The 12,530-nt window shown below is 39.2% G+C and carries 7 protein-coding genes and 1 tRNA gene; 6 read left to right on the top strand and 2 right to left on the bottom strand.

Annotation, left to right across the window (positions count from 1 at the left end):
* The first annotated feature begins 43 nt into the window (after nt 1–43).
* Nucleotides 44–589, top strand: coding sequence for a PH domain-containing protein (locus QYZ87_02355; GenBank protein MDN4753375.1), 546 nt, complete (start codon nt 44–46; stop codon nt 587–589).
* Entirely contained in the window at nt 586–2,061 is a 1,476-nt protein-coding gene (locus tag QYZ87_02350) for a PH domain-containing protein (protein ID MDN4753374.1), read from the top strand. The genes QYZ87_02355 and QYZ87_02350 overlap by 4 nt, the downstream gene beginning before the upstream one ends.
* Before the next feature lie 573 nt (nt 2,062–2,634).
* Here QYZ87_02350 and QYZ87_02345 read toward each other — a convergent pair.
* Nucleotides 2,635–3,537 carry an IS982 family transposase gene (locus tag QYZ87_02345; protein MDN4753373.1) on the bottom strand — a complete coding sequence of 301 codons (903 nt, stop codon included), beginning with the start codon at nt 3,535–3,537 and terminating at the stop codon, nt 2,635–2,637.
* Between the two features lie 126 nt (nt 3,538–3,663).
* On the opposite strand from QYZ87_02345, the gene QYZ87_02340 reads away from it, so the two are divergent.
* Together QYZ87_02340 and QYZ87_02335 are read left to right on the top strand one after the other, a co-directional pair.
* Nucleotides 3,664–5,316: a BACON domain-containing protein gene (locus tag QYZ87_02340; protein ID MDN4753372.1), complete on the top strand. Its 1,653-nt coding sequence runs from the start codon at nt 3,664–3,666 to the stop codon at nt 5,314–5,316.
* Nucleotides 5,317–5,514: 198 nt separating this feature from the next.
* Entirely contained in the window at nt 5,515–7,176 is a 1,662-nt protein-coding gene (locus QYZ87_02335; protein ID MDN4753371.1) for an IS1182 family transposase, read from the top strand.
* 136 nt (nt 7,177–7,312) lie between these two features.
* Here the strand turns inward: QYZ87_02335 and QYZ87_02330 are convergent, their stop codons facing one another.
* Nucleotides 7,313–8,728 (bottom strand): MFS transporter, encoded by a 1,416-nt coding sequence (locus tag QYZ87_02330; GenBank protein MDN4753370.1) that lies wholly within the window; start codon nt 8,726–8,728, stop codon nt 7,313–7,315.
* Between the two features lie 488 nt (nt 8,729–9,216).
* Between QYZ87_02330 and clpB the strand changes: the two genes are divergently transcribed.
* Together clpB and QYZ87_02320 are read left to right on the top strand one after the other, a co-directional pair.
* Entirely contained in the window at nt 9,217–11,811 is a 2,595-nt protein-coding gene (gene clpB / locus QYZ87_02325) for an ATP-dependent chaperone ClpB (GenBank protein ID MDN4753369.1), read from the top strand.
* A 90-nt stretch (nt 11,812–11,901) separates the two neighbouring features.
* Nucleotides 11,902–11,972, top strand: a tRNA-Gln gene (locus QYZ87_02320).
* Nucleotides 11,973–12,530 lie beyond the last annotated feature (558 nt).

Here is a 12,530-nt window from a genome sequence, read left to right as displayed (position 1 = left end):
TATATAGCCAAGCCTATATAAGTCGGTTTATTTTACTAATCCTATGAAAGTACCTGAAGATTACATCAACCCTGAAATAGGGATAGACCGATTGCCTCCGGTTACAGATATGGAGCTCAATCGATTAGATCCTAAGTTTTACTACCAAATGCTCCTTTCTGCATCTATTGTTTATATACTGATGTTTATTCCTATTATAGTTTTTGTATATATACAATCTAGAGAGAAAATGAACCCGAATTACGAACCCATTCCTCTTTGGGTAATACTCGCTACCACGGGCTTAATATTGGTAGTGTGGTTATGTAATCTCTTGATATTAAAAAAAGCATTGGACTACCGAGGATATGGCATAAGGAGTAAGGATATCTCTATGCGACGTGGTCTTTTCTTTCGTAAATACCGCACTGTTCCCTTTAATAATATACAACAGGTATCGGTGGAGCAGGGGCTTCTGGCTCGTCCATTCAAGCTTTATCGATTGGAGATTGAAGATGCTTCTCAAAGCGGACAAGGGCTCTCTATCCCAGGTCTAACTAAAGAGCGAGCACATGAGCTCAAAGACTTTTTATTGGGACAAATCTCATGAAGAATACAGAGCCAAGAGACTTTTCCACACCCAGACGAATGGGCTGGGAGGCTTTAATAGTCATAATGGTCAATGCCTTTGGGGAGATTCTGAAGAATTTGTGGATCCTGATAATCCCTTTTGTTTTTGGAAATGGTATCAAAGAGGGGAGAACAATGCTTTACTTTCTTTGTGGCTTAGTGATACTCTCATTTATCAATCCTCTTTCAAGGTACTTTACAACTACGATTCAGATTAAAGATGGGAAAATTATCACCCGGTCAGGACTATTTTACAAGCAAGTCAAGACCATCCCATTAAATAGAATACATGCCCTTCGAACTAAGAGTGGGCCTATATATCAAGCCGTAGATATGATAGGGGTCTTCTTTGATACGATTGCGGAAAAGGGTCAAGAGCTGGAGTTTATCTTAAGTGAAGAAGATTGGCAGATGATGCTTAGCCTAGTCTCTCCAGAAGAGATGATGGAAGTCCAGAAGCAGATAGAGATGAGGGAATCCAGGGAGAAAAGTAAGGTTGTCTATAGAATGTCCCCTATTCAGATCATAAAGGGTACGTTGGTACAGAACCACCTCAAGGGGTTATGGATGATTGTATTAGCCTTCTGGTATCTCTTTTCTCAGCTCAGTGATTATAGTTGGATCATGGATAAGCTCCTTTCATATGCAGAAGCACAGTTTATCGGGGTGTCCATAGTATTTTATTTGATGGCTTTTATCTTCGCCTATATTGCAGGCTTGATTGTTCTGTGTGCAGCGATGCTAATGAAGTATTGGGGATTGCAAATCACATTTCATAAAAATAGATTGGAATATGAGGCGGGCCTCTTTACTCATAAGACCGTACGCATACATCGGGACAAAGTTATAGGACTCTCTACGAAGAAAAATTACTTTGAGCGAAAATTAGGCTTAATAACTTTCAAATTCAAGCAAGCTTCAAATGCACTTGGCTTAAAGGGAGATGAAGAGCTCGCAATCATTGGAATGGATAAGCCGCAAATGATATTAGATTGCTGGAATGAAGGTCATGATCATAGATCAACCGATTTAGTACTATCAGGTCACTCTCAGTTTGGACTATTTTGGAGGCACCTCTTTTCCCGCTGTTTATTTTTTGTGATAGTGGTGGTGATTGCAATAACCAGTTATAAGCCTATACTTTATGGATTAATTCCTCTGCTCATGATATTTGGCTTTGAGGGTTGGAAAAGGTTTAGAAAAAGTAAAATTGAGATTTTCGATGATTGTATCAACGTGTATAGTGGCTTTTTTGCTAATCAGATACTCACGATACCGATGGATAGAATAGAGCGTATTGAGAGACGCCAGCTAAACCTATTAGGAATCTCTTTTAGTGCAGGACATCTAACAATTATGTCTAAGGGAGAGGATATCACTGTCAGGTCCTTAAGGTTAGATACACTCGCTAAAGCCTACGATTATTTGCTCTTCAGGGCCACTTGCAAATAACGCATATAGTTTATAGGTTACATTTTGGCTAAAAATCTTTTTACTCTTATAGGCTTATCTCCAGTATATATAAGAAGATTTAAAAGTATGTCATATACTTCTTGATAGTTACTTTATATCTATTGGTTCTAGGTAAATAATGCATTTCTTATATTAAAGCCTAGAAATATTATTTAAATTTAATTACTTAATTTGTATCACATTTAATCTATGAGTGGTGATATGATATTTTATGATATTCTTGCTGAGGTTGTGGAATTTAGCATTTGTTTTAAGGTGTATTTGTTTTTGATGTATATTGCAATGTATATGTTTCGTTTCTTGTTTGAATGTATACTTTATTATGTTCTTTAACAATATTTGTGTTTGATATTCTGTTTTTTCTTGTTTGTTAGAAAAAAATCGCTTACTTTGAAATATTAAGACTAGATTTATGCTTGTTTAAGAGTACCTAGCGTGTATTTAGGATTTATGGTTAATAAAATTCAACGAATATTCTATATTTTACATCGGAATTTGTGTTGTGAATTTAATGATAATGTATGTGTAATTTTAAAGTAACGCGAGTTCGATTTAAGAAACTATAGCAAGAGCCTCTTTATCAATAATTTCAAGATTTAAGGAAGGCTTTTTAGGCATCAAGTTGTACGCAAGTAATCCTGAAACCAGATTGACTACGAAATTATTGACACTGCGATGTCTCGTATGTTCTATTTGGCATACATTCTTTAAGAGATCATTGACGGTTTCTATGATGGCTCTTTTTCGAAGGAGAATTTTATCATGAATATGCATTAGAGCATTCTTCATATTCTTCTTAAGTTTTGTAATCAAGTGTATATCATCAATAAAGAGCTTGTCAAATAGACTCTTTGAGATATATCCTCTATCCGCAATGAGCTTACCAAAGAGTTTCTTAGAGAAAGAGTCATCCTTTAGTGGAGCTCTGTCATCTGTATTACCAGGCGTGATCTGATAGGTGATAATCTCTCCTTTGTCATTGATAACAAGATGCAGTTTAAAGCCATAGAACCAACCCATTGTGGAGCGACCTTTCTGTGCCCAACCTTTCATAGTCTTATGGGTTCTTTCCCGTTTGATATGACAAGATCTTAGAGGAGTAGAGTCAATAAAAGAAACACCTGTACACTTTCCTAAGCAGCACATATTGAGAAACATAACAAGCTTTAGCCCCACTTTAGTTTGAAGTTCCACAAAACGATTATAGGAGACTGTTTGAGGAAATTCACTTTTAAGATGAACCTGAACATATTTGAGATAGAAGGACTTGAGGTCTCTATATCTTGACATATGAAAAAGTATGAGTATTGTCATGACCTCACTGTCAGAAAGACGTGATTTTCTATTTCTTCTCTTCTTACCTCCTTGTTCTATAGCATTCTCAGCAACAACACGATCAAACTGAATAGAGAAATCGTCGATAATACAAAATGATTCTAGTATATTTGTTGTCATAAAAGTGGTGTTTTATTTTCTTGTAATTAGCTGGTAATCAATTACTAAGATACAAATAATTCACCACTTTTCCTAGTGTTTTTACTCCTGTTTCTTATCCCGAACTCACGTTAAAGTAATTAAATTATGAAGAAGAAAAACACTTTAGTAATGCTTTTGGCTACGATGTTATTTTCTCTTTTTGCTGTCTCTTGTCAGCCGGAAGATGATATTCAGCCCGATGAAATCAATATAACTTTATCTCAAACATCTTTAGAATTTGATAGTAAGGAACAAAAGCCTGCTACTCCACAGATTACAGTTACAACAAACGCTAAGGATTGGGAAGTAACGGACAATGCAGAGTGGCTTGATGCCAAACGACAAGGAGATGGAATTATAATCACCTCAGAATCAAATTCTTTTGGTAAAACTCGTGTCGCCGAGGTGCTTGTTTTCGCTGGAGGGGTACCCAAGAAGATAACTGTGACGCAAAGTTCAGCTGATTTAATTTTAGAACTCTCCCCAACTGACTTTGCGATTCCAAAAGAAGGTGGCAAGTATATGATTGACATCAATAGCAATTCTGATTCTTGGAGAATTGATACTGAAGAAGAAATCAGTTGGTTACATTGGAGAAAACTTTCTAATGGTCAGTTAATCGAGCTCATCGCTGAAAAAAATCTCACATCAGATGAGAGAAAAGCACAGCTTTATGTCATCAGTGGTGATATTCAGAAGCAGATTAATATAGTACAAGCCTCAGGTGTTCTTGGAAATAATGTAATGCCATTACTTAAAAGCTTAGCGACAGCACCTGAAATAAATGAATTTGAGACTAACAGAGGTTCTCAACTTTTGGACTTTAGTGGAGCCCTACCTAAATATCAATATTATACTGAAAAGTATGAATTTTTAACTTTATCTCCAGTATTTAGAATTATTAGATATGAGAGATCAATTGATGATGGTAGATTAAACTTAGTTACCATGGAATCAGGGCAAGCAGAATATGTCACATCAGAAGAGTTTAAAGAATTCCTCATTGAGAATGGCTTTACGATTGATAAATGGGAGCCACAAAATAAAAAGTTTGAAGGTGAAAATAAAGATCTACAATATAAATTTAATATTGAGGTCATGGATGATGGCTATAGTGTAAAAGTTAATTTCAAATATTACGCTGTACAAAAAGTCCATTATGAAACATTCTCTGAATTTCCATACTATAATTCCAACATGTTGTTGAAAAAAAATTATGAAGAAGTAAACAAGTGGGAACTAGAGCAAGGCTCTACATTAGTTAAAACCAATAAAAGTAAGGATTTCCCAGATGAAATAGCAACGGCATTGTATATGAAGGATACTTCAAATAGTCCGCTATTTTCAACTTTTTATCATTTCTTGTGGGATAAGGATTTACATACTGGCAAGGTCTCAGAAATTTGGTTTTCACATAATAAGGTAGAGCTAGCTTATTGGGATAGTTCTGAAAATAAAACTCATAAATGGGTTTTGACAAATGAATTTACTGAGTTAATTGAAAAAGAAGGTTTTGTCCTTTTTGGTGCTACCGAAAGTGGGTGGCCTGCATATGTTAAAATCGAAAAGAACTTGATTTTTCTTCCTATTGTTGGTGTTTACAAAGATCTAAATGATGGAAAACCAGTATTGGAAATTGTTTTTAACACGCTTGATCCTACAGCATCAGCATCTCTTGGTACCGAAGATGGAAGAGCCCGTATCCTTAAGGAATTGTCTATGATTATCAAACGGAGACAAAGCTTAAAAAAGATGTGAATTATCTCAACATGATGCTAACACTTTCATTTGATTATTTATGTGATTGTTGATGCGCATTCATGAGAAAGAGGGTGTGTCAAAACTAATTTTTTTGACGCACCCTATTATTTTGCGACAAAAGCCCCAACTTTCACAAGCTGGGGCTTTTCTATATCATAAAGATTTTGTATCTTTATGTATATCAATAAATTAACTATGACAAAGATACAATTTCGTCCATACATACACAATAGGTCAATGCTTTTTCCTCAAAGGCTTGACGAGGATATTTGTGCTAATGATCCAGTGAGAGTGGTCAATGCCATTATCGATGCTATTGAGATTGAGAATATTAAGGGCTTGTACAGTAAGATAGGTCGCCACCCCTACCACCCCAAGATGATGCTCAAGGTGATTATCTACGCCTACATGAATAACATCTACTCGTGCAGGAAGATTGAGCAAGCCCTCAAAAGAGATGTCCACTTCATCTGGCTTGCAGGGTATGAAAAACCAGATTTTATCACCATCAATAGGTTTCGTAATCGTGTAAAAGGAGAGATCAATAAGGTCTTCTCACAGATGGTATTGTTACTTGCAGAGAGAGGTTTTATCAGTCTTGATGTGGAGTATATCGATGGCACTAAGATAGAATCCAAAGCCAATAAATACACCTTTGTGTGGCGGAAGAGCGTGGAACGAAATCGAGCCAAACTTCAGGAAAAGCTAAAGGCATTGCTCTCTCAAATCGATGATTGTATTGCTCAAGAGAATAGCGAGGGTAGCGAAGAAGTAGAGATTACAGCGGAACAACTTTCAGAGCTGGTGACCACCTTCAAAGCAGAACTAGAGAGAACCCCGGAACCAGTCAACAAGGAGGAGAAAAAGAAAATAAGAGAGAGGAAGAAGCAGATCAAGCAACTAGAAGAGCATAAGGCTAAACTTATGGAGTATGACGAGAAGCTGGAAAAACTCGAGGATCGCAACTCCTACTCCAAGACCGACCCCTCTGCCACCTTTATGCGTATGAAGGAGGATGCCATGAGAAATGGTCAAACCAAGCCAGGTTACAATTTACAAATAGCTACGAATCAGCAATTTATTACCAACTTTGGACTCTTCTACAATCCTACTGACACCCTCACATTTATCCCTTTTCTTCAATTCCACCAAGACCGTTATGGTGATTTGCCCTCTACTGTTGTAGCCGACTCTGGCTATGGCTCGGAAGAGAACTATCGTTTTATGGAAGAGTCTGGTACAACACCCTTTGTCAAATACAATCGCTTCCATATTGAGCATCGTCCTCGCTATAAGCCCGACCCATTTCAGCCCTCATCGCTATACTACAGCAAAGAAGGAGATTACTATGTCTGCCCGATGGGACAAAGGATGAGGCGTATCGGGACAAAGAGAGGCAAGACAGCAAGCGGATACACTACTGAGAGTGCGAGATATAAGGCTGCGAGGTGCAAAGGATGTCCACTCAGAGGACTATGTTTTAAGGCAAAAGGCAATCGAATCATAGAGGTCAATCACAGACTCAATGAGTACAAAAAGAAAGCAAACCAACTCCTTACCTCCGAAGAAGGACTAAGACATCGAGGACGACGATGTGTAGAGCCAGAATCAGTATTCGGTCAAATGAAATACAATATGAGCTACAAACGCTTTCGACACTTCGGTCAAGACAAGGTCACTATGGACTTTGCCTTCTTTGCCATAGCATTCAATGTCAAGAAACTATGCTCTATGATGGCGAAAAACCCAAAAAACATGGATAATACACCTCATTCTTGCCCAAATCATCCATTTTTAGTCACTAACAACCTACTTTTAGAGGAAAACCAAATTCTAAAACATCTCGTAGCTGCTTAGGACACACCCTATCAAAAAAATTGAGGATGCATCAAAACTAGGTTTTGACACACCCTCTTTCTCATGAACACTATTTAGGCGTAAGTGTTGTATCTGTTACTAAGTACAAGTTAGTCTGATTTTTAAGGTCCGGGATTTAAAAATTTAAATCCTTCTTAAGTACTTTGTGTCCACTTAGAGAGTAATACAGGATATATATTTCTCCAAGGATGACGAATAGCCAGGTCCATTGCCATGAGCCTATTTGGTCTGCCAATAATCCCTGAAGCACAGGTAGCAATGCACCACCAAAGCACCCCATCATTAAGATCCCTGAAGCTTTAGATGTATATCGACCTAAATCAACTAAGGCAAGAGTGAAAATAGCTGGCCACATAACAGAGTGGAATAGGCCTACAGCGGCTAAGAACCATGGCTCTTTAGTGACCATAGAAATTAGGATAAAGAGTCCAGCACCAGTAGAGGCGATTAACAATTGCTTCTGTGCACTTACTTTATTAAGGAAACTACTTAGGAAACGTCCTACAAGCAATCCACCCCAGTAAATAGATGAAATTAGAGCGGCATCCTTAATGGTAAAGCCTAGGTCATCCTGTGCGTAGAAGAGTACATTGGTACCGACACAAACTTCAACACCCACGTAAGCAAATAATGCTAAAACGCCCAATTTTACGTGGCGGAAACTCCAGATATTCTCTGTGAGGTCAGCCTCTTTTGCACCACCGCCCGCAACTTCTGGTAACTCAACCTTATTTAAGGTGAATGCTAAGATTAGCACGAGTAATAGGAGGATGGCAAATGGAACATATAGGGAAGTAATATCCACCTCTAGTCCACCCTTACCTTGGAAGATAATATAGGCTACGATTAGAGGGCCAATGGTTGTCATCAGTGAGTTACCTGTACCTGCAATGCTCTGACGTTGGATAGCAGTTGTCCCTTTCACGTCACACGCTACGATATACGGATTAACGACAGCTTGGAGATATGTTAGAGCAGTACCGGCAATAAATGCAGCGATTAGGAATACATAGTATGCCATTGGGACTGTCACCGTACCTAGCCAAGTCAAGCCATTGTATTCTCCTGTGGCTTCCAACACCTCTACATGGAAGTGACCAGTACTGGAGGCTAATGCTTGCATAGCTGGGACTCCAGCAACACCCGCCGCCTCTATCGCTTTAGCTTCGTCAATAGCACCTTGGAAGTTTTTTAAGTCAAAGGCATCAAAGACATAAGCCGAAGACATATAAATACCAAAGGCAATACAAAGAATACTTAGTCCAAAGACTAAAGTCTTCTTATAACCATTCTTAGCGATATATTTTGAGCTCACAGGGCCCATTACTAGATATGCTGTAAAGAATGCGAAGTTGAGCAATGTAGCTAACGTATTGGACCAATTCCCTCCCTTAAGGAGGTACGCTGCCTTCATTGGAGCCTGAAACTGTTGGTTGAGATTGGTAATCAATCCAATTAGAGCCATTAGTACAACCATGATGATGAATGGCACCATATAGCTCTGTTGTTTTTGTTGAGTTGTTGGATTCATAAAAATCTAGTTTGACTTTATCAGTTATTGATTATCTTTATTATTGACGGAATAATAATTAAAAATATTTATTTGAGGTCAAAGATAACTCTTTTCTTTATGATACACGAATACATTTTGTCTAATCTTAATCCGTTTTTTATTTCTCATTATAGAAGTTTCCATATATTGTAAATGTATTTATTACCCGATGAGCTTTGTTTTTGTGGCTGAAAATTTATATATTTTGCAATAAATGGATTGATATCTAGCCGTCACTTATAAGAATTACACGTTATGGAGTCAACGAAAGATAAACGGTAATTGTGATGAGATAAGTATAATAATTAGGGCTCCTTTTATAAGTAATATGTGTCTATTGAATATGACGGTTTGAATGTTTTTTGGACAACTTTGCTCTTAAATGTGACATATATCGGGGGATTGTCACGACACTATGTCTTCGGACATTATTTTGCATCTATTGGTATAAAAAAGGAGAAAAGAATATGAAATGGGATAAATATACAATTAAGTCACAAGAGGTGGTACAAGGTGCCATCCAGAGAGCTCAGAGCTTGGGACATCAAGCGATAGAGCCACTACATTTCCTCGATGCCTTATTGGCTGATGGGAACAATGTCGTACAGTATGCCGTCTCTAGAGTTGGTGCGGATATCAATGATCTTCGCCAGCGTGTAGATCAGGCTCTTAATAAATTACCTCGCGTAGAGGGTGGGGAGCCGTATCTAAGTAGAGAGACGTCAAGTATGCTTAGTGAAGCTGAGCAGATATGTGAAAAGATGGGCGATGCGTACACTGCGGTAGAGCATCTGCTATTATCACTAGTAAAGAGTAAAAATGAAGCCGCTAAGATTTTATCCGCGGCAGGAATAACTTATAAAGGATTAGAAGAAGCCATTATGGAAATAAGAAACGGAGCAAAGGCAGATAGCCCTAGTGCTGATAGCACTTACAATGCTCTTGGGACTTATGCGATTAACTTATGCAAGAGTGCCAAGGAGGGTAAGCTTGATCCCGTCATCGGACGTGATGATGAGATCCGTAGGGTACTGCAGATTTTGAGTAGGAGAACTAAAAATAACCCTATCTTGATAGGTGAGCCAGGGGTCGGTAAGACCGCTATTGCAGAAGGTCTTGCCCGTCGTATCGTACGTGGGGATGTCCCTGAAAATCTTAAGAGCAAGCAGATCTATTCACTCGATATGGGTGCATTGGTCGCTGGTGCGAAATATAAGGGAGAGTTTGAGGAACGCCTGAAGAGTGTCGTGAATGAAGTCAAGAAGTCTGATGGCGAAGTCATTCTGTTCATTGATGAGATCCACACCTTAGTTGGGGCCGGTGGTGGCGAAGGTGCTATGGATGCTGCCAATATACTTAAGCCAGCTCTTTCACGAGGAGAGTTGAGAGCTATTGGAGCGACTACGTTAGATGAGTATAGAAAGTATTTTGAGAAAGATAAAGCATTAGAGCGTCGTTTCCAAATCGTGATGGTCGATGAGCCAGACGAATTGAGCTCTATCAGTATCCTTCGTGGTTTGAAAGAACGTTACGAGACCCACCATAAGGTACGTATCTTGGACGATGCCATCATTGCTGCTGTAAAACTATCTAGTCGATATATTACCGACAGATTTTTACCCGATAAGGCGATTGACCTCATGGACGAAGCCGCTGCACGACTAAGGATGCAGGTGGATTCTCTACCTGAAGAACTGGATGAGATTCAGCGAAAGATGAGGCAGCTAGAGATTGAGCGTGAGGCGATTAAGCGTGATGGCGATACAGAGAAGAGTGCCCTGTTAGATCATGAGATAGCCGAACTCCAAGATAAGCTGAATGAGCTGACCGGTAAGTGGGAGCGTGAAAAGGCTGAGATGGAGAAGATTCAGAAGAATAAGGCCGAGATAGAGCAACTGAAGCTAGAGGCAGAGCATGCTGAACAAGAGGGAAATTACGGACGAGTCGCCGAAATACGGTATGGTAAACTGCAAGAACTCCAAAATGGAATCGCTGAAGCTGAAAAGAAACTTCATGAAATTCAGGGCGATAATGCTCTGATTAAGGAGGTTGTAGATGAAGAAGATATCGCAGAGGTCATCTCTAAGTGGACCAATATACCAGTGTCTAGAATGTTGGCCTCAGAGCGTGAAAAACTCATGACCCTAGAGGATAAGATGCACGATAGAGTAGTGGGTCAGGATGAAGCCATTACCGCTATTGCTAATGCCGTTCGTCGTAGCAGAGCAGGGCTACAGGATAGTCAGAAGCCGATAGGCTCCTTCTTATTCTTAGGGACTACTGGAGTTGGTAAAACTGAGGTGGCTAGGGCTTTGGCCGAGTTCCTCTTCGATGATGAGGATATGATGACTCGTATCGATATGAGTGAGTATCAGGAAAAGCATACTGCGTCTCGATTGATTGGAGCACCTCCAGGATATATAGGCTATGAAGAAGGAGGTCAGCTGACCGAAGCGATCCGACGCAAACCTTATTCCGTGGTACTTTTTGATGAGATAGAGAAGGCACACCCTGATGTATTCAATGTCCTCTTGCAGGTGCTAGACGATGGTCGACTGACAGACAATAAGGGTAGGACTGTGAACTTCAAAAATACCATCATTATCATGACCTCTAACATGGGATCTGATATCATCCAGCGGAATATGGAAGGTGTTACTAAGGAAACTATTGCAGAGGTTACAGCTAGGACTGAGCTTGAAGTGCTTGGACTCCTCAAACAGAGGATACGCCCAGAGTTTCTGAATCGTATCGATGAGACGATAGTCTTCACTCCTCTTGATAGAGATCAGATTAGTGAGGTGGTAAGGATTCAATTGAATAGAGTCGTCAAGAGACTAGCTGAAAATGGTATCGAACTGACCTATACTGACCAAGCTGTCTCTCAGATTGCCGAGGAGGGATTTGATGTACAGTTTGGGGCTCGTCCTGTGAAACGTGTTATACAGAGGAGAGTCTTGGATAAGTTAGCGGTCGCGATTATTGAGGATAAGATTTCTAGACTTGGAAAGATAGTGCTGGACTATGATGGAACGGACTTTAATTTCAATAACAGGCCATAAGAATAGAACGCAAAATCTTAATTGAAATCTTGATGGATTGCTAAGTTTATTGTACCTTTGCACAACCTTAGAAAAAGGTACAATAAACTTTGTCTCGTGGTGTAATGGTAACACGAAAGATTCTGGCTCTTTAATTCGGGGTTCGAATCCCTGCGAGACAGCAAAAGAAGGTTGCTCAGAGTGGTTTAATACTACTTTGAGCAACCTTTTTTATGTCTTTTTCTCCTCCATCATATCCTTCAGTACCCACTATCCCCCCTCGTGATGATACCTATCCAATCTTTAGAAGGTACTGGTACAATTTTTGGCATCTAGCTAGCGTCTATAATTATCTGACAAAGAGTAGTGGAATATTGGGCATTTGTAGGCTTGAACTTAAGAAGTTTGGCATGAAGTGAAAAACAATAATGTATTTGATTTTTCATTGCAGAGATATCATCCTAAAATAGTGCGAGTGCACTCTAGGTAAGTGCAGCAGGCACATTTTTATCTATGACTTCAAGGTTTTAAGGAACGTTTTTTAGAGGCATCAGGTAGTACGACAGTAGTTCAGATATTAGTTGGACTAGGACGTTTTCCTTTAATTTAGGACCGCTAGTCATCTCTATTTTCAGGAGTGCTTTGGTAGGCGATTATCTCTCTTTTGTCATTAATGTCAAAATGCAGTTTGAGGCACAGCAGCACCCCTATCAAGTATTGGATAAGAAAGGGATATGAAG

The organism is Porphyromonadaceae bacterium W3.11 (genome assembly GCA_030434245.1).
Taxonomy (GTDB): Bacteria; Bacteroidota; Bacteroidia; order Bacteroidales; family Porphyromonadaceae; genus Porphyromonas_A.
This window is presented reverse-complemented; position numbering and strand designations above follow the sequence as displayed.